Source organism: Candidatus Omnitrophota bacterium, from assembly GCA_016929445.1.
Lineage (GTDB): Bacteria > Omnitrophota > Gorgyraeia > JAFGIU01 > JAFGIU01 > JAFGIU01.
This window is the reverse complement of the sequence record JAFGIU010000057.1, coordinates 20351-39541: the sequence shown is the minus strand read 5'-3', so window position 1 is coordinate 39541 and position 19191 is coordinate 20351. Positions and strand designations below refer to the sequence as shown.

Sequence of the window (19191 nt, the reverse complement as noted above, 5' to 3'; positions counted from 1 at the left end):
TCGCCTTATTAGGCATCGCGATTACCTATCTGCCCTCGCTTTCCAACGGCTTTGTGTATGACGACTATTCAGTCCTGCTCAACGCCAAGATCCTGAGAGTGCCCTTGGATCCCTCCCTGTGGTTTACGCAGGAATACTTTAATGCCTCGGGTGAATTCACCTACCGCCCCCTGACCACCCTCTCGTATTGGATTGACGTCCATTTGTACGGATTCAATCCCTGGACCCTTCACTTGGTGAATCTTCTGTGGCATTTGGGGGCTTGTGTGCTGGTGTGGTCCTTGCTCACGCGCCTTGGATTTGGCGAGATCCCGGCCTTTGTGGGGACTTTGCTGTTTGGTGTGCATCCGCTTCCTTCGGAGGCAGTGATGTGCGTGACCTACCGTAAAGATTTGTTGATGGTGGCGGGGGTGCTGGCGGCCGTGCGTTTGGCATTGGCAGGCCGGCATGGATGGGCTTATTTAGTGGGGGCCTTGGCCTTGTTGTCCAAGGAATCGGCATTGGTCTTACCTTTGTTAGTGGGCTTTGTGTTGGCGGCTGATCAACAGGCCGGAACCTTTGACTCTGTATTGCGGTTTTGGAAGAAACCTTGGTTAGGGTACTGGCTGGTGATCAGCGCTTATGTGCTCTTGCGTTTTGGATGGATGAGCCATCATGCAGATACACTCCCGCCCTATCCCGGGGGGAGTCTTGTCACGGCGCTGGGGACAGGACTCTGGGTTTGGGTGCACTACCTGCGGTCTTTCTTTTGGCCGGTGGCCTTGTCGCCGGTTCATGAGTTTGAGGCAGTGGTCGGTCTGAGTGATTGGCGCTTGTGGGCGGCATTGGGTTTGGCCGGCCTGGGTTTGGGTGGGGTGTTGCGGGCGCGGTCCCGGAATCTTCGTCTCCAAGCCGGGCTGCTTTGGCTGGGTGCGGGCTTGGTGCCCGCGCTCGGGCTCTATCCTGTGGCCAATCCCGGGGCGGAGCGCTTCTTCTATCTGCCCATGTTCGGGGCTGTGATGCTCGTGGCGGAATTTTGCGGGTGGCTCGTCGCTGCCTTGAAAGCGCACCGTATTTGGAGAAAGGTTGCCGGCGGGGTGGCACTCATTGCTTTTGCGGGTTTTTCTTTTCTCACAGTGCGGCAGTCAGGGGTGTGGGCCGATGATTTGGCGCTGTGGTCTGCCGCCTATTACCACTATCCGCAAAGTCCGAAGTCGCAGTTTGGCTTGGGTTGGGCGCTCTATCAGGCAGGGGACAGTTACGCGGCTAAAAAACGTTTGGACAGCTTGTTGCGCGTTTCTCCCTGGCATCCGCAGGCTTTGCTGGGGCGGGCCACGCTTCATTTGCAGGAGAAGGAATTCGGCAGGGCGCTGGATCTTTATGCGCAGCTGCTGCGGGTGCAGCCTGAAAACGCGGGTGCTTGGTTGGGGCGGGGGAAAGCCCTCGAGGGTTTGGGGCGCCGCGCCGAAGCGCGTTCTGCCTATGAACAAGGATTGGAATTTGCGCCGGGCGGGGCAGAGCTCTTTGTGGCGATCGGGGATTTGCTCAAAGAGGCGGGGGACTGGAAGGGGGCCCAAGCCCAGTACTACCGGGCGGTCTCTGCCAATCCCGCTTTTGCCTACAGCTATAACAAACTCGGGATTATTCAGGCTGCTTATGTGCGGGACCCGGTAGCAGCGCAGGGGTTTTTTGAAAAGGCGGTTGAGGTCCAGCCCGGGTCATTGGCAGCGCGTGAGGCCATGGAGAATCTGAAGAGACTGGAAGGGTTGGGTCATGCGACCGATTGAATATGGCCGTTGGAAGAAACGGAGTATCTTCTGGCTGATTGCGGGGATGTCGGCCGTCCTCCTTTTGTATTTGCCCGCTCTGCGCGGGGAATTTTTCTACGACGACTTTTCATTCATCGTTACCAACGACGCCCTTCGCCCTCTGTCCAAGGTGTGGACGAGATTCTTTAGTGACCCGGACAGCGCGGCCTTCGGGTTTCACGCCCTGTGGCGGCCTTTGCGCACGCTCTCCTTTGCCGTGGATTATTCCCTCTGGGGCTTGAATCCTTTGGGCTATCACTTGCACAATGTGTTCCTTCATTGGGCCAACGGACTCCTGGTTTTTCTCCTGACCCTGCGCCTGATTAAATTCTCCTCCCGGGATTCCAATCTGAACTGGAGCGCGTCGCTCCTGAGCACGATGCTTTTTTGGCTGCACCCGGTTCAGACCGAATCCGTGGCCTGGATTGCTTCCCGCGGAGATTTGCTCTATGCCTTTTTCTTTCTCCTGGCCCTGTTGCTATACCTGGCGGCCACTGAGGGGAAAGGCTTGAGGCCCGGAGTTCTGGTCTTCAGCCTTTTGGCCTATTGTGCTTCCTTGCTCTCCAAAGAGAGCGGGATTGTTTTGCCTCTTGTCCTCCTCCTTTTGGATAGATGCTTGAGACCGGAAGCGGCATGGCGCAAGCGTTTGCCTGTGTGGTTGTTTTTCTTTGCCGTGGGCGGGTTCTACTTGGCTTTGAGGACTCACCTGTTGCACAGCGTAGCGCAGCGCGAGTATTGGGGCGGCAGTTTGTACGCGACCATGATGACCATGGCGCCTGTGTGGCTGGAATACTGGAGGCTTCTGCTCTTTCCTTCCGATTTGCACGTACTGCATACCATTGCGATCCGGCATTCGGTGATGAATCCGCGGGTGATCGGCGGCCTGCTCTTTCTGTTGCTCAACGGGTTTTTATTCTGGCGCCTGCGCAAGAATGGATTGGGCTTCTTTGTGCTGGGGTGGTTTTGGATTCTGATGTTGCCGGTTTCAAACTTGGTGCCCTTTGGCGGACTTTTGGTGGAGCATTTGGTGTATCTATCCGGGCTCACCTGGCATTGGGCTGTGGGTATGGGTTTGGTGTGGATCCTCATAACCGCCCAGGAGCGGCAGAGGGCCTGGCATGCCGCGGGGATTTTGTGCGTGGCATTGCTGTTGACCGGGTATGGAGTCGGGACTTTTGCGCGGAATGAGGTTTGGGCCCAGCCGGTTTTGATGTGGGAGCTGGAAACAACCTATTCGCCCGCTTCGCACAAGGCTTATCACGAGTTGGGTGTGGCCCTTTTGGTGCGGGGGCGGTATGCGCAGGCTCGCCGGGCCTTTATGCAGGCCCTCAGCCTTGAGCCCGGTTCCACGCACACGCTTTATTTGCTGGGCCAAGTGGAGACCTGCCTGGGTAATTCCGAAATCGCGCGCGGGTATTTCGAGCAAGTCCTCGAATTCGAACCCCTGCACTCCGCCGCCCGGAAGGCGTTGTAGTTTCTCCGCAGCCGTCATCACGAGCCGCAGGCGTGGGGATCCTTGTTCAGCAATTAAATCAGGGACAGGTCTCGCCAATTCCATACGCAACATGGACTTACGCGAGAACCGTCCCTTTTGGCAGGGGTATTGGATCTGCATCCCCAAGGATCGGGCCGGTCGTCCTCACTCCGGATCGCCTTAGCTATTCTGTTCCGCAATAGGTGAAGTACGGGGGGCTGCCCAAAATCGCAGGGCACACGCTGGAAAGACATTTATGGCTTCAGCGATTTTGAGCTCCTCCGTGAGGCGCCGCCCCTCCCTTAGCGTATGCTGGGTTGTTTTCAGCTTAAGGGGACGGTTCTCGCATAACTCTCGGCCACGCAGAGAATAGGCGAGAACCGTCCCTGATGCAGTGACTATCTCCATTGGGCCTGAGAAGCGAAACAGTGCCTCCAACTTTACCCAGGCTGCTTGAATGGCCGGAGATCGGATTTGCAAGTAATGGTATACTTACTACTTGGGTTCCGAATCCTGCCACGGACTACCGGGGGGGCGTCATGGGGAGGGGAAAACAGTCCGGTTTTACCGCCATCGAGTTGACCATGGTGATGGTCATTATCGGTATCCTGGCCGCTCTGGCCATTCCCAGTTTCGACAGTTATTACAGTATGCAGGCTGAGGGCGCGGCGCGTAAGTTGGTGTCGGATCTGCGCTTTGCCCAGCAGCTGGCCATCAATACCCACGAAGCCATCGGGATTGCCTTCAGCACGGTGAACGAAACCTACCAGGTTTACGTGGTCTCCACCGGCGCGGATGTGATCAGCCCGCATACCCGCGGTGCCATGACCATAGACTACCCCAATGACCCGGAGCTTCAGGATGTCACGATCACCAGCGCTGATTTTGACGGGGGCGCCACCTTGGTCTTCAGCTCATTGGGTGTGCCCCAGGACGCTGCCGGAGTGGATTTGGGGGCCAACGGGAGCGTTGTGGTTGCTTGCCGTGGAAATAGCCGGACGGTTACGGTAAACCAAAATACAGGTCTTACTTGGGTCGACTAGTGTGTTTCATTCTCTCGGAGCGCCTGCCCTATGCAAACTTGCTTGATTACCGGGATATCCGGATTTGTGGGTTCCCACCTTGCGGAACATATTCTTTCAGAGCATCCCGACTGGAAGGTGGTAGGGACCATCCGTTGGCGTTCCCGCCATGACAATATTGAACATCTCGAAGACAGGGTCCAACTCTATGAGTGTGATTTGCGCGACCCCTCGGCTGTTGAGCGCGTCGTGAAAGAGACTCTGCCGGAACGGATCTTCGGCCTGGCAGCTCAATCCCACGTTCCCACTTCCTGGATTGCGCCCAAAGAGACCTTGGACAATAACGTGATCTCCCAACTCAATCTGATGGAAGCCATGAGGCGGGCGGATTACCCGATCCGGTTTTTGGTGTGCGGCAGCAGCGAGGAATACGGCTTGGTGCATGAAGAGGAAACCCCGGTCAAAGAGACGAATCCGTTAAGGCCTTTGAGTCCTTATGGAGTGAGCAAGGTAACGCAGGATCTCTTGGGCTTTCAGTACCACCGTTCTTACGGGTTGCACATTGTGCGCACGCGCGCTTTTAACCATACGGGCGTGCGCCGGCCTGCGGAGTTTATTTGCGGCAAGGTGGTAAAGCAGGCCTTGGAGATCAAGCAGGGCAAGCGCGAGCGCTACAGCCTGGGCAATTTGGATGCAAAGCGGGACTTCACGGATGTGCGCGATATGGTGAGAGCCTATTGGCTGGCCTTGGAAAAGGCGGAACCCGGCGAGGTCTACAATATTTGTTCCGGCAAGACGGTGACTATTCGCGAGGTGGTTGATATGGTGAGCGGGATCGCGGGTGTGAGCAATGAGGTGGAGACCGACCCTCAGGCCATGCGTCCCAGTGATGTGCCCATCCTCCTGGGGGATTGCTCCCGCTTCAAACTGGCCACGGGATGGGAACTGCGTTACACACTTCGCGAGACTCTGGAGTGGATGTGGCAGTGGCACACGGCCTCGGCCAAATAACGCGCCGACTTACGGACCCTTGCGTTATTTTGCGCATAAGTCCTTCATTCCAGGGAGTTTGTGGGGCACTTGCATGATATACTTGTGCAATATCCGGACTTATTGGGGAGGTGAGATTCATGGGGGACCTGCGGGGAGCGTCTCTTAAATCCATCCTGAAGGCAAAACTTCTGACTCAGTCCGGGATGAGTCTGATGGAGCTCAGTTTTGCCATCGTCATTCTGGGCCTTTGCGCCCTGCCTCTCATGGATATGTATTCCATGGTCGCCATTGAATCCGTTCATTCGGAGTTCCAGAATACGGCCACGGTCGTGGGCCGCGCCCTGATGGAAGAGATCATTGCCAAGGACTTTGATGAGAACAGCTCTTCCACACCCTTTCCTCCCTCCGGGGACCCCATCACTGTTTGGCCCACCAATTGGAGTAATGCTTTGGGGACAAATGCAGGGGAGTCCACCAATGCCGACTTTGATGATGTGGATGATTACGACGGTTACTCTGAGACGGCAATTGCCGGGTATCCGGGCTTTACCCGCTCAGCCACGGTCTACTATGTGTATGCGGATGATGATCCCCTGAACACGGATTTTGACACGGTCAGGCTGGACACCGCCCGGACCAATTACAAACGGATCGATGTCACGGTGACTCACGCAAAAGTGGGCACCATGACCTTTAGCGAGGTTGTGAGTTCGAGCCATAGCGGAAATTGACGGGTGAGCCCGTCATGGCGGGCGAAGCGTGGTTATCTAACGCGAAGCGTCATCGAGCTGAATTCGTCATTGCGAACGGAGTGAAGCGATCGTTGTGGAGCATAGATTGCTTCGCTATGCTCGCAATGACGGTGGGATGCCAGCAATGACGAACCAGTGACGCGCAATGACGGAATCACAGAGCTGAAACAATGAAGAAAGACCACAAAGGCCACACATTAATCGAGCTGGTCGCGGTGATCGCTGTGGCCGGCATTTTGAGTGCCGGCGTTGCGGGCACGGTGCTGGCCGTGGTCGACCTGTGGTCTTTTGTGAGCTTTCGCAATGACGAAGCCGTGATGGGCAAGATGGCCATCGACTGGATGACCCGCGAAATCCGGACTTTGCGGGGGAATGACGCGGCAGATATCCAGGTGGCGGATACGGATGAGTTTGATTTCTTTGACGGGGATGATGTCAATATCGTGTTTGAGCTGTCCGGGAGTGAGTTGCAGCGGAACAGTGACCCGCTGTGCAGGAATGTGACCAACCTGCTTTTTACCTATTTTGACGAAAACAATGCCGCTCTTGCAACGCCGGTCGGGGATGTGACGGATATCTGGCGTGTCGGAGTGAGCATAACCGTGGCGAGCGGAAATGAATCGATTACCTATAATTCCATTATTTTCCCGCGGAACCTCAGACCCTAGTCCGGTGCCCAAGCGGAGCGGGCTGAATTCCCAATCGGGTTTTGCGACCATCATCGCAGTCTTTGTGATGATGCTTTTCTCGGCCATGGGCATGGTTCTGGTCTCAATTTCAGCAGGGCAGCTTGAGGGCGCGCGCTCCAACTACCGCGAAGCGCAGGCCCTGTATGTGGCGGATTCGGGTTATGAACGGGCCAAGCAGCTCTTGGCGGAAGATCCTTCCTGGACCCCGGGCGGGGGCGTGCTCACCGAGACCTTCACCATCAGCGGAACCACGGGTTCCTATGACATTACCGTGAACACGGTGGGGGCCAATATCGAAGTGACGATTGAATCCTCCATGCTGGGTGCATAGTCCTGCCAAAATGTGCATTAAACAACTTAACAATACGATATTAAAAGAGTCCTTGAAAATATTCTAATTGGTGTTATACTCCCAGATGGATCTTGTTATGTCCACGATACAGCAAGTGTATCTGGCCGGGAAACCGAACAGCCTGAAGGGGTAGCCTGCGGGCCCAAGTTCTTGTCCTGATGGGGGTAGGCCGTCATTGCCTCAGGGGTACGGGGTCAGTCGTTTGAGACGACGGTTAGGGAGAACAGTCTGAGAGGGCAGGATTTGAAGGGGAGGCTCGCGTGGAGCAGGTGCGCAAGTTCGGAGTTCCGGTCATTTTATTGTGGGGGAAAGGGCCATGAAGAGGTTCTTGGGGAGTGTCTTTATTTTGGCGGTGTTTGTGGCCATGAATGCCTTGGGCGCGGCAAGCCGGACTTTTGGGTTTGAAGCCAAAAAGGTGGAAGTGACCGCGACCCGTCCGGCCTTGGATGCCTTGACCTTTGGGGCCGTGAACTTTATGGGCCGGGACGGAGCCGCGAGCTATTCCCTGGTGGCTGCCGGGGAACCCGGGGAGCCGCTGGAGGGCGTGATTGACGGCACGAATTACGATTTGACTGCCACAGCTACCGGGGCGGACGACCAGGCCGGGATTGCCACGGACCAGGTGGTTGGGACGATCACGGCCTCGAACCTGGTTGTGACGGGAGATCCCTCAGGCCAGCTGGGGGGTGTGGCCTCCATTGATGTCTTCGAGATGGTGGAGTGGTACAGGGACCGCGCGGATATCATTTTTACCGGGGATACCACGTACAACGGCGGGAGCATCGGCAGCGCCGGAAATTACCAGATTGTTTTTGTGGATGACGCGACGCTCACTCTGGCAGAGGATTTCGCAGGCTTCGGCGTCTTGGCTATTTGGGACAGGAGCGGTGATGGGACTACTCCGAGGCTGGTCATGCACAACACCGCGACTTGGACGGGCTTGGTGGTGGTATATCAGGATTCGACTGTGGCTTCCCAGGTCACGCGGGTCACTTTGGAAGGCCGCATGGAAATTCTCATGCAGGATTATGCGCTGCTGGGTCTTTCGGACTTGATCATCGGTACCGGAGCCATCATCAACGGGGATATCGGGATCGCCAACGCGGGAAATACTCTGACTGTCGAAAACGGCGCCGTGATTAACGGGAGTGTGCTGGCGGATTCGGTGTATCTCGAGGAGAATGTGATTATCAACGAGGACGTGCACTCGAATAATTTGACCGTGGACAACAACGTCACAGTGGTGGGCACTGTTTATCCCAGTCTGGATTTTTCAGACGTGGCTTTGCCGCCCTATCCGGTCTTTTCCGCGGGCGCGCCAGGCGACGACATCATCAACACGGCCAATGGCGCAATCGAAAGCGCGGCTGCGGGCTCCTATGACGAGATCCGCATGGGCAACAACGCGACGCTCTATCTCACCGGAGGGGATATCTACATCCGGCGCCTGCAAATGGGCCAAAACAGCACCGTGTATTACACTGCAGCCACCAATCTCTACGTGGCCGAGGATATTGATGTGACCAACGGATTTTCCTTGATCGAGGGGGCTGCGGGCTTGGGGCCGAAAGATATGATGATTTATATTACGGGCACCTTTGACTGCACCTTCAACAACCCGGTCGTGCATGCCAATATCTACATTCCCAACGGGTCCATTGTGGTAGGCAACGGCGCTGATTTCCAGGGAGCGGTGATTGCCAACGTCGTGGACTTCAGTAATAACCTGGCCACAGCAGTCAACGGAGACTCGGCTTTTATTGGGGGGCGGGCGGAAGAGCGTCCCATGATCTTGGGGGCTGTGCTGCTGTCGGGGAGCACGATGCATTTACCCAATACAGAGACCTTTTTTGATGTGTTCTATTCGGAACAGGCCTTGGATGCATGTGAGGCCTTGATTGATGACCGGGCCTATGCTTGGAGGGATTGGCGGGAAGCAGAATAAGATGCGGGACCTCGTCATCGCGAGGAGCGAAGCGACGTGGTGATCTTTGTTCCGCGTTCCGTAAAGGTTGCCGCGCCTCGCCAGGTTCGGCTCGCAATGACGGCGTTTTTGAGGCAACGACACAAGACGGGGGTTGCATACTGTGTGTTTCAAGGGCGTGGGCCGGGCGGCAATGGCCTTGAAACAGGGACACTGAGGAGGCATGTCATGAAACGAATGAGCGTACTCACAATAAGCCTGTTACTAGTGATGGGCTTCGGCATTTTTTGCCTGAGCGCCGGCACCGCATTTTCCGCAGAGGAGAAAAAGGTCTCGGTCACAGGGATTAAGCCGGCTGTGGGGACTGTTTCCGCAAGTCTGGGTGCTTTAAGTCTCTTGGGCCGCGCCGGAGAAACGACCTATGCGTTGACTGTGGCCGGGAGCGCTTCAGCCGCATCCGAGCTGGTGGTTGAAGGCGAGAACCACGATGCCAGCGGCAACCTGACGGGCGCCGGGGACCGGCCCGGCTTGGTTACGGATGAAGTCGTGGGGTCTCTTTCAACCAGCAATGCCGTGGTGAGCGGAGATCCTTCGGCCCTGTTGGGAGGCGAAGACCTCAGTGCTGTCGATCCAGCCGAAATGGTTGCATACTTTAAGTATGCGGCTGATTTGACGATCACTGCGGACACGGCCTACGACGAAACCAATAACATCGGCGGGGCCGCGGACTACCAGATCGTCTATGTCCAGGACGCGCAGCTCACGCTTGAGGGTGATTTTGAGGGCTACGGCGTGTTAGTGATCGACGACCAGAACCCCGCTTCAAGCAGGGATCCCCGCCTGGTCATGCTCAATAACGCCAAATGGGTAGGTTTGGTGCTTGTGAACCAGGCCGATGGGGCCGGCAGCGCCGATGACGTGACACGCGTGAAAATGATGGGGACTGCGGCGTCGACCGGCTTTGATGTGGGTGATTTTGTGTTGTTGGGTATTGACAGCATTGCAATGCACAATCACCAAGATGTGGCCAGTGGTGATGTGGGTGTCGTCAATGCAGGCGGGACATTTACGGCGGATGCCCATGGGGTCTGGGGTGGAAGCATTATGGCCGACAACCTCTCGCTGGGCCATCACTGTACGGTAGCCGGTGACCTGCACTACAACACAGGTTCTGTAGATCATCACTCCAGCATAGGGGGCGCAACCTATACTACTTTGAGTACGCCCTTGTTGACGCTGCCCACTTTTCCCAGCTTCTCTGCAGGGGTTGCAGATGTCAGCTTGGGGAACAACGCAACGCATACACTGGCAGCGGGATCCTACAAGGATATTACTTTTGGCAGCAATGGCGTGCTTTATTTGAGCGGTGGTGACTACTATATCGAAGACTTGAGCATGGGGGTTTGGGGTGAAGTGTATTTCCAGGCTCCCACAACCTTGCATGTGGCGGGCGATATCAATATTGATAATGGTTTTACGCTGCAGGCTGATGCAGGGAGTGGTTTGAGTGCGAAGGACTGCATGCTTTACGTGGCCGGCGATTTTGACGTGGATCGCAATCATGTGGTCATTTACGCAAATCTCTATATGCCTAATGGATCATTTACGGGCCATAATCACATTGAGTTGGGTGGAGCGTTTATCGCCAGAAGTATCGAGTTCCACAACCACTTCAATGTGCCGGCGAGTCTCGACAGTGGTTTTGGTAGCGCTGGAGGAGGCTCTGCTGAGCGGCCGCAGATTCTGGGCGCGGTGCTCATGGCAGGGAGCCAGTTCCACATTCCCAACGGCGAGACTTATGCGGACATTCTATATTCCTCAGAGGTCCTGACAGCAGTAGACTCTGAGCTCGCAGCGCGCCCGTTCAAGTGGGTGGATTGGAGGGAAGACGAATAAAACACCGTAGTCATGGCGAGTGAGCCTCCTTCGTCATTGCGGGCGTAGCGAAGCAATCTTTGCGGGACATAGATCCCCCCGCCGCTTCGCTCCTCGGGATGACGAGTAGCGCTCCTGGCAATGACGTGCTGGTAAGCGGGAGGTGACATCCTCCGGGGCTAAACCAGCGGACTGCGGCAAGGGGGTCCTAGAGACACTGCCCGGTCCGGATCTGAAGCCCTGAAAACTAATCCCTGAAGGGGGAGGAGGATGTCATGAGAACGCGAATCCAGCAACCAACAACCTGCTTGGTGTTAATAGGGGCGTTCACACTGTGTGTGGCGCCCCTTTCCCTTGCCGCTGAAGGCAAGAAAGTCGTCGTGACCGGCGAGAAGGCCCAGGTCGGTGCAGTGGCCGGGAGCCTGGGCGCTGTATCCTTTGTCTCGCGTGCCGGGGAGGCGAGTTATTCTCTGAGCCTCGACGGGAGCCCTACTTACCCTGCAGAGGCGGTCATTGACGGCCACAATTTTGACACATCGGGGAATTTGGCCGGCTCCGGGGACCGTCCCGGCGCAGTGACGGATTTGAATGCCGGTGTGATCTCCATGCTTCACACAGCGATTAGCGGCGACCCGCTTGCAATAGAGGGAGGTGTCACTCCCGTGGATGTGGAAGTGATGATCGACTATTTTCGCCAGATCGCGGATATGGTGATTTCAGCGGACACCACTTATAACGGCAGCAGTGCCATCGGGAGCCCGGGTAACTACAAGATCGTGCATGTGGACGATGCCCGACTCACACTCCAGGATGACTTCCAAGGTTTTGGGGTCTTGTTTATCGAAGACAAGACCCCTGCGGCTTCCAGGCCTCCGCGCCTGATCATGGAGAACAATGCCCAGTGGACAGGTTTGGTGTTGGTTTATCAGCACGATGTCGCGGGCAGCGTGGAGGATGTGACCCGTCTGCAGTTGATAGGGACTCCGGCTAGTCCCTTTGATGCGGGAGACTTTGCGCTCCTGGCTCTGGACCGCATGGCCATGCACAACCATCAGGACGTGGCTTCCGGTAATGTGGGTGTGGTCAACGCAGGGGGGTGGTTCAGCGCGGATTCTCACGGTGTCTGGGGGGGAAGCATTATGGCCGACAACCTTAGCCTGGATCATCACGCCACAGTGGCCGGAGATCTGCATTACAATTCCGGTTCTGTGGGTCATCACTCGAGCATCGGAGGAACAACCCATACCACACTGAGTCTTCCGCTCATGAGCCTTCCTGGCTTCCCCAGCTTTAGCGCGGGCACCACGGATCTGGCTTTCGGCGATCACAGTACGCAGACTTTGGCCGCAGGCTCCTACCGCAACATCAGCATGGGCGGGCATTGCGTGCTTTACCTGAGCGGCGGGGATTACTATCTCAATAGCCTGAGCATGGGGGTTTGGGGTGAAATTTACTTCCAGGCCCCAACAAACCTGCATGTGGCTGGGGACATCACAATTGACAACGGGTTTACGCTTCAGGCCGGTGCGGGGAGCGGTTTGAGCGCCAAGGATTGCGTGCTCTATGTGGCCGGCGATTTTGATGTGGATCGCAACCATGTGGTCATGTACGCGAATCTGTATTTGCCCAACGGCTCTTTTACGGGCAATAACCATATTGACTTGGGAGGCGCTTTTATAGCCAAGGAAATTGAATTCCACAATCACTTCAATGTGCCCTTGGTGCTGGACAGCGCATTCGGAGGGGGGAGCAGTCTCGTGGATCAGCGGCCTCAGATTCTGGGCGCAGTGCTTCTCAATGGCCGGGAGTTTCACATTCCCAATGACCAGGGCTATTGCGACATCCTGTATTCGGAACAGGTCTTGAATTTGGTGGACTCAGAAATTGCCGTGCGTCCTTACCGTTGGGTAGACTGGCGTGAAACAGAATAGTTTCACGGTGTCAGGCACCGGTGCCTGGCACCGGTGCCTGACACCAGGGACGGTTCTTACGGCCCGCCGAGTTCAACGAACGGTAAGAACCGTCCCTGCAGTTTGACTGCGATTCTTGAGTGATGCTACAATTCAATGTCACTCAAGGAGATGCGTCTATGAAGTGGAGAAATCAGGCGCTCCTGATTTCACTTGCCTTGGCGGGGGGCGCCGCCTTGGCAGCCCAAATCCTTTGGCAGCGTTTGGTATTGCCCTTGGTGGGTTCAGAATTCCACGCCACCCTTCTTGTTATCCTCGCTTTTTTCGGCGGTATTAGCGCGGGCTCTTATTTAAGCGGCCGCACTGCCGATGCGTGGGATCGACGCCGCGCGCTATGGAAATACGCGGTCTTTCAGTTGGCCGCAGGCGCTTACATTCTTCTCCTTCCGGTTCTCATTCAAATTTTGGCTCAAGGCGCTCCGCGGGGTTTTCTTCTCTTGTCGCTGGTCCTTGCCTTGGGTGTGCCTGCAGGTTTTATCGGCGCAGGTGTGCCGGTTTTGGCGCGTTATTGGATGCAGTTGCCGCAGCGGCGCGGGGATGAGGTGGCCCAGCTTTACGGCTTTGGCATGCTGGGCGCGGTGGTGGGCTGCCTGGCCTGTGTGTTTTTCTCCCTTGCGCTCTTGGGTGTGACCGGGGCTGTCTTCCTGACAGCCCTGGGCCATGTGATTGCCGCGGCTTTGGGTTGGGGGAGTCTGCCGGAATCCCAGCGCAGTGTGCCTCCGCCGTCTCCGGGGGTCCGGCGCCGCAGGCGCGTCGCGCATGTGATGCGCACGTCAGCGCGGCTGGCGCCTTTGGCGCAGCAAAGGCGCACGCTGGGTTTGGCGGTTCTGGCCCTGATCGGCGGCACGGCCTTGGTGTATCAGGTCAGTTGGGTGCGCTTCCTCAGTTTCTATGCGGGCGGGTCGATTTATACGCTCTCCTTCGGGCTTTCCGCCTTTCTTCTCGGGATTGGGTTGGGGATTTTGGCGGTTCTGCGTTTTCCCGGTGTGTCGCGCGGGGACCGCTTGCGGCTTCTGGCCGTGTCCCAGCTTTCGGTGGGAGCTGTGGCCTGCACCACTCTTTATCTTTGCGGGCTTTTGCCGGTTTTTGACTATTTGTTCGGCCGGGTCATTGGCGGGGAATTCTACCCCACGGTGGGATGGATGCTTGTGGTAACCACCGTTATCCTTTTGCCCACAGCCTTTTTTATGGGCGCGGGGATTCCCTTGGCTTTGGATGCAGCCACAACCGGGCGCCGGCATATGGGCCGGGATGCGGCGGCTTTCACCGTTATGGGAGCTTTGGGTGCTGTGGGCGGGGCCTTGGTCTTGGGCGTGGCTATTGTGCCTGCCGTGGGCGGGCGTTTGGGAGTGATCCTGGCCATTGCCGTGAATCTTTCGGTGGGTGTTGTGTTGTGGAATTGGCGTTCTGCGCGGCGTCACTCTTTTGGAATGCGCGCTGCAGCCGTGACCGCGCTTCCTTGTTTGACCTTGATTGTGGCCTATCTGGCCCCCTGGGATCCTCTCCTTTTTACCCGCGACTTGCATCAAAGTTCTTTCCAGACCGCGAATCCGAGCTGGGCTTCTTTCCGCCAGGACTTGCACTCGCGTTATGATGTGCGGTATTACCGGGAGGGCTCGGCGCAAACCGTGAGTGTGATTGACGAGCGGGATGGGTCCGACCGTTACTTGGTCCGGAACGGCCGGATTATCGGGGCGGCCAAGAGCCGGCTTGAGAGCGAAGTGCTTGCCGGCCAGTTGCCGTTCATGTTGCATACTGAGGCCCGGGAGGTTCTGGTGGTGGGTTTGGGAACCGGGATCCTGAGCAGTTCGGTGGCCACGCATGCGGTGCAAGGGATTGATATTCTGGAGCCGGAGCAGGCTGCAGTGGAGGCCTCGCAGTTCTTTACTCTCCACAACCGTAATGTGCTGGCCGATCACCGGGTGCATTTAGTGCGCGAAGACTTGCGCGGGTACTTGCGCGCGCAGGCTGATGTTTACGATGTCATTATCTCCGGGCCGCAGGACTTGTGGAGCTATCCTTCGGGGGCGTTGCTCACCTATGAAAGTCTGGCTGCCGGGCGCGCGGCATTGAAAAGCGGCGGAGTTTTTTGTCAGTGGATTCCTCTGGACGGCCTCGATCCCGCGGACCTTAAGTTGCTCACGCGCACTTTTGGGGAAGTCTTCCCGCACACGCAGGTCTGGGAGCTGGCGCACGGAGTGGATGTGCTCCTGCTGGGTTCGGATGTTCCTGTGGAGTTTGATGTGGAGAAGGTCCGGGGGCAATTCAAACGCACGCAGTTGCGTCAGGACCTTGCGCGCATTGGGGTGGACTCCCTCTATGATCTGCTCAGTTGTTTTGTATTGGGCGAGGAAGGTTTGCGCCAGTACGCGGGAGCAGGAGACTTTCACACCGATGATGACCTCATTCTGGAATTCCGCTCTCCGGATGCCACGCACCAGCCCACGGCGCGTTTGAACGCATCGCTCTTGTCTTCATTGCCTTCGGATCCCTACAAAGTGGTCAAGGAAAGCACCTCGGATCTGCGCCACCGTTTGGCCGGACGCTTGAGGCTTTTTGATGCGTATAAGCGCCGGGAGCTTATCCAAAAGGCCAGGGACTTGGTCGCGCCCCTGAGCCGGGAAGAAATTATCCAGTTCTGTCTCAAGGATCCCGACTTGGCCGATACCACGGCCCTGTGGGGCCGGCTCTATGATGCCTCGCGCTGGTGTTTGCAGGGATATATGGATGACACGGGCTGGATGGCTGCCGCCTATGATGCGCCCCGGGATCTTTACCTTTCCACCGGGACTCTGGCGGATCAGCTCGAGGGCTCCTTGCGCATGGGTCTCCTGGCGGCCTTTACCTCCAACTATGACTTGGAGAAACTCTTCCAATACAAACTGGGTTTGCATTTGAGGCAGGCCTATCACGACTACACCCTGGAAGGCGCGGATTTTGACGGGAACTTGCAGCTCGGGTATTTGGGCGGGCCGGATCAGGGCGGCCAACTGGGGCCCACGGCTCTGGGTGTTTTGGGGATCATTCAGTTGAGGGAGCCGCGTCTGTATCAGGGGCAACTCGAGAAGCTGGTGGGCTTCATGGGTCTGTTGCAGGAGGAGGACGGGCGCTGGGGCAGCGGAGTGTTCAAGTCCGATCCGGAGGAGGCCTCTCTCTTGCAGGTGGGCTATGCGCTATCGGCCTTTATGGAACTCTATTATTTTACCGGGCACGACATCTTCCTGAAACGGGTCGAGACCAGCTTCCCTTTTCTGGCGGAGTATGCGGGACAGATCGAGGATCTGGAAACCGCCTATTGGCTGATTCAGTCCCTGCACCAAGCCTACCGGGCCACGGGGGAGGAGGCTTATGCGGATTGGGTGGTGCGCAGCGCAGACCGGTTGGTGCCTTTGCAAAGTGCTTCGCTCGGAGAGGGTTGGGAGATCTTCGGCGGGGTCGGGCCTCACGGTTCCACGGCAGATACCGGAATTTTCTCGTTATCTATGGGAGAGGCCTCGGCTTTGGCCGAGGAGGCCGGGTTCCCGGACCGGGCCCAGCTCTATCGCCAGGTTATGGAGTTGGGTGTGCGCTATTTGTTGCAGCAGCAAGTCGTTGAGGAAGAGGCCTTGGAGTGGCCCAATCCCGTGCGCAGTATGGGCGGGGTGCGGGAATTTGCAGGGGATGGGAGGATGAGTTTTTTGGGCACGGTGCGGGCTTCCCATTCGCTTGTGGTGCAACTGCTGTTCTTGAATGAAGGAGGGGTGCGCAGCACCACTCCGAGCGCGTTCTTTAAATTGAGTCAGAAGAATTAGGCGTGTCATTCCCGCGGAAGCGGGAATCTAGTCGTTTCAGTCATCCAAATAGATCCCCGCCTGCGCGGGGATGACAGTTAGGAGAGGGTCATGCAACATGCTGTTAGAGCCGTAGTTATTTTCTCGCTACTTTTTCTAGCCGTTTCCACCCCTGTTCAAGCCGGTTCCACCACGGTCCCTCAAGCCACCATTTCGGAGATCATGAAGAAGCTCGAGGAGATCTCCGGTGATGTGTCCCGCATACGCAAATTCGGGATAAAGGGGGCCGGTGACAGCGGCGATTCCACGGGACGTTTGGAGGCACTCTCAAATCAGATGGCCCAGGTGCTCAAGAACCAGGAACAGATTCTCCAGGAGTTGGGGGTGATCCGGATCCGGGCGAGCCAAAAATGAGCCGGGAAGAAAATACCTCGCAAAGATAAGAAAAGTTGCGTACTATTGTGTATAGGATTGACTAATTTTTTGATAAATGTTAGAATTCTCACTGGGCATTTGAATTAAATTGTAGATTCTTCAAAATGAAATCCTGTTTCCTTGAGGGCTGAGCTGTGGTCGTCGACCCTTCAGAAATTCCTGACGAATTCGCCGGTTACATAAAGAAGAAGCCAGGAGAAGAAGGAGACGCAGGCAAGTCTCCGGAGCAGCCTCAAGATCCCAAGCCTGCTGCCTGGCCTCCGCCTCCTTCAGGTTCCCAACCTGAAGAAAAGTCTTCTGCCCCCTCGTGGCCGCCTTCAGCAGGAGAAGAGAATTCAGTGCCTCCCAAGGAGTCTGTGCCGCCCGGGGCCTCAGCCCAGAATGCCCCAACTACAGGCCGGGCCACGGAAGTGGAAGCGCCCACACTTATTGATGCTTCTTTGAGTGAGGAGCCTCCGCGTTCTTTTGTTCACAAACTCACCGAGAAATTTTCCCCCAAGAAGATTATTTACGGAATTGATTTGGGAGACAGCAGTGTCAAGGTGGTCAAAGTCCGCCAAGTGGCTTCCGGCTTTCAGCTCGCGGATTTTTGGCACCAAGAACTTCCGCCGGCGGTTTGCGCCAAGCGTGACAGGCGCCGCGAGTACTTGATTGAGTACCTGCGCGGGCTTGTGGTTCCGGAGCCGGGGGTGGTGGCTCACGGCATGTGGCTTTGCAGCGGGGATTCCGTGAGCATTTCCTCTGTGCTGGTTCCCAAGCTTTCGGGCAAGGACCTCAAGGGCGCGCTCATTATGGAGGCTAAAAAGCAAGCGGCCTTTTCCGTGGATCCGAATAATTTTTTCTATGTGGCCGGGACCGACTCGCCGGAAAAGGGCAAGCTCCAGGTTCTGACTGTGGCTTCGCAGCGGGATCACATTGACGATGCGGTCGCCATTATGGAAGAGGTGGGTTTGCACCCCGCACAAATCAACGTGCTTCCTTTTGCCTTGGAGAATTTGGTGACCCAGGCCAATTTGATCCGGGAAGACGAGGTGGTGGGCGTGTTGGATTTGGGGGCCAAGCGGTCGGCCCTCAGTTGTTTTGCCCATGGCCGTTTGCAGTTCTTCCGGGAACTTCCCATGGGCGGGGATCAGTTGACCCAATCCATGATGCGCACAGTTACGACCGCGTCCGGCAAGCGGGATGTCAGTTTCGAAGAATCAGAGCAAGTTAAAAAGGAAGTGGGGATTCCCGGACCGGACCAACACGAGGCCGAGTTCGGGGGTCTGACGGGGTGGGGGATTGCCGGCATGGTCCGGCCGGTGCTGGAGCGCCTGCGTACTGAAATTCAGCGCTCACTCAACTACTACAAGCAGACCTTCAAGATTACAAAGATAGACCGTTTGCTCATTTGCGGCGGAGCATCGCGCATGAAGGGCTTCCTGGAATACCTCAGCAAGAATTTGCCCGAGGTCCAGGTTTCCGAGCTCAATTCCCTCCAGCTGGTCGGGGAGTGGGTTGACGCAGATAATTACGATTGGAAACGTCTGAAGGCGGCTTCCCCGGATCTGGCCGTGGCCCTGGGGCTTGTGGTGCGTCCTAAGCGCCAGAAGTTCAATCTGGCTCCGCCGGAGCTGGCTCTGAAATACCGGCTGGCCAGTCTTAAGCTCGGTTTAAAACTACTCATTCCTCTTTTTGCGCTTGCCGCTGGTTTTATGTACCTGGGTGTTTCTGCGCAAGTGGCCAACTACAAGAGACTCATTACCAATGCGGAATCCGGTCTGGAACAGATGGAGGTCACGGTTTCCCAGATTCAGATTCTGGATCAGAAAAAGGCGAATTATGAGAAACGTAAAGGGTTGCTGGACAAGGCCGTGGGACGCCAACCCCTTTGGCACGGAGTCTTGAAGGAGCTTAGCCACATCACAAGCGACAATATTGTGCTGAAAAAGATTGAGGTCATGGAGCAGGAACAACCTCAGCAGCTTCTGTTGCAGGGGCTGGTGGCCCAAACCTACACCTCTCTGGATGTGGCTCTCTCGCAGTATTTGATTGCGCTGGATGAATCCCCGTTTTTCGAAAGGGTGCAGTTAGTTTCCACGGACCGCGATCCGTACTCACCGACGCCGCGTGCTGAGTTCAAGGTGTCGTGTCAGTTGGTGTACTAAT

At 56.6% G+C, this 19191-nt stretch carries 13 protein-coding genes; all 13 read left to right on the top strand.

Going from position 1 to position 19191, the window contains the following annotated elements:
• Positions 1–53: 53 nt before the first annotated feature.
• Positions 54–1766, top strand: coding sequence for a tetratricopeptide repeat protein (locus JW937_05035; GenBank protein MBN1586777.1), 1713 nt, complete (start codon positions 54–56; stop codon positions 1764–1766).
• The gene (locus JW937_05030) at positions 1753–3261 is read left to right on the top strand and encodes a tetratricopeptide repeat protein (protein MBN1586776.1); all 1509 of its coding nucleotides are present in this window, start codon (positions 1753–1755) and stop codon (positions 3259–3261) included. Before JW937_05035 ends, JW937_05030 begins: the two co-directional genes overlap by 14 nt.
• A gap of 539 nt (positions 3262–3800) precedes the next feature.
• Complete coding sequence (locus JW937_05025; GenBank protein MBN1586775.1) at positions 3801–4304, top strand: type II secretion system protein; 504 nt, start codon at positions 3801–3803, stop codon at positions 4302–4304.
• 30 nt (positions 4305–4334) lie between these two features.
• On the top strand, positions 4335–5294 hold the full coding sequence (locus JW937_05020; protein MBN1586774.1) for a GDP-mannose 4,6-dehydratase: 960 nt from the start codon (positions 4335–4337) through the stop codon (positions 5292–5294).
• A gap of 119 nt (positions 5295–5413) precedes the next feature.
• Positions 5414–6007, top strand: a complete 594-nt coding sequence (locus tag JW937_05015; protein MBN1586773.1) for a prepilin-type N-terminal cleavage/methylation domain-containing protein — start codon at positions 5414–5416, stop codon at positions 6005–6007.
• Positions 6008–6198: 191 nt separating this feature from the next.
• A complete protein-coding gene (locus JW937_05010) occupies positions 6199–6696 on the top strand; it encodes a prepilin-type N-terminal cleavage/methylation domain-containing protein (protein MBN1586772.1) in 498 nt (165 codons plus the stop codon).
• A gap of 4 nt (positions 6697–6700) precedes the next feature.
• Entirely contained in the window at positions 6701–7048 is a 348-nt protein-coding gene (locus JW937_05005) for a hypothetical protein (protein ID MBN1586771.1), read from the top strand.
• A gap of 337 nt (positions 7049–7385) precedes the next feature.
• Positions 7386–9014 carry a hypothetical protein gene (locus tag JW937_05000; GenBank protein ID MBN1586770.1) on the top strand — a complete coding sequence of 543 codons (1629 nt, stop codon included), beginning with the start codon at positions 7386–7388 and terminating at the stop codon, positions 9012–9014.
• A 207-nt stretch (positions 9015–9221) separates the two neighbouring features.
• Positions 9222–10889: a hypothetical protein gene (locus tag JW937_04995; protein ID MBN1586769.1), complete on the top strand. Its 1668-nt coding sequence runs from the start codon at positions 9222–9224 to the stop codon at positions 10887–10889.
• A gap of 254 nt (positions 10890–11143) precedes the next feature.
• On the top strand, positions 11144–12799 hold the full coding sequence (locus JW937_04990; protein ID MBN1586768.1) for a hypothetical protein: 1656 nt from the start codon (positions 11144–11146) through the stop codon (positions 12797–12799).
• 158 nt (positions 12800–12957) lie between these two features.
• Positions 12958–16629 (top strand): fused MFS/spermidine synthase, encoded by a 3672-nt coding sequence (locus JW937_04985; GenBank protein MBN1586767.1) that lies wholly within the window; start codon positions 12958–12960, stop codon positions 16627–16629.
• A gap of 90 nt (positions 16630–16719) precedes the next feature.
• Positions 16720–17022 carry a hypothetical protein gene (locus tag JW937_04980; protein ID MBN1586766.1) on the top strand — a complete coding sequence of 101 codons (303 nt, stop codon included), beginning with the start codon at positions 16720–16722 and terminating at the stop codon, positions 17020–17022.
• A 155-nt stretch (positions 17023–17177) separates the two neighbouring features.
• Entirely contained in the window at positions 17178–19190 is a 2013-nt protein-coding gene (gene pilM / locus JW937_04975; protein ID MBN1586765.1) for a pilus assembly protein PilM, read from the top strand.
• The last annotated feature ends 1 nt before the right edge of the window (position 19191 follow it).

Coding starts and splice junctions, on each gene's coding strand:
- JW937_05030 (MBN1586776.1), top strand. CDS start 1,753: ATGCGACCGATTGAATATGGCCGTTGGAAGAAACGGAGTATCTTCTGG.
- JW937_05025 (MBN1586775.1), top strand. CDS start 3,801: ATGGGGAGGGGAAAACAGTCCGGTTTTACCGCCATCGAGTTGACCATG.
- JW937_05020 (MBN1586774.1), top strand. CDS start 4,335: ATGCAAACTTGCTTGATTACCGGGATATCCGGATTTGTGGGTTCCCAC.
- JW937_05015 (MBN1586773.1), top strand. CDS start 5,414: ATGGGGGACCTGCGGGGAGCGTCTCTTAAATCCATCCTGAAGGCAAAA.
- JW937_05010 (MBN1586772.1), top strand. CDS start 6,199: ATGAAGAAAGACCACAAAGGCCACACATTAATCGAGCTGGTCGCGGTG.
- JW937_05000 (MBN1586770.1), top strand. CDS start 7,386: ATGAAGAGGTTCTTGGGGAGTGTCTTTATTTTGGCGGTGTTTGTGGCC.
- JW937_04995 (MBN1586769.1), top strand. CDS start 9,222: ATGAAACGAATGAGCGTACTCACAATAAGCCTGTTACTAGTGATGGGC.
- JW937_04990 (MBN1586768.1), top strand. CDS start 11,144: ATGAGAACGCGAATCCAGCAACCAACAACCTGCTTGGTGTTAATAGGG.
- JW937_04985 (MBN1586767.1), top strand. CDS start 12,958: ATGAAGTGGAGAAATCAGGCGCTCCTGATTTCACTTGCCTTGGCGGGG.
- JW937_04980 (MBN1586766.1), top strand. CDS start 16,720: ATGCAACATGCTGTTAGAGCCGTAGTTATTTTCTCGCTACTTTTTCTA.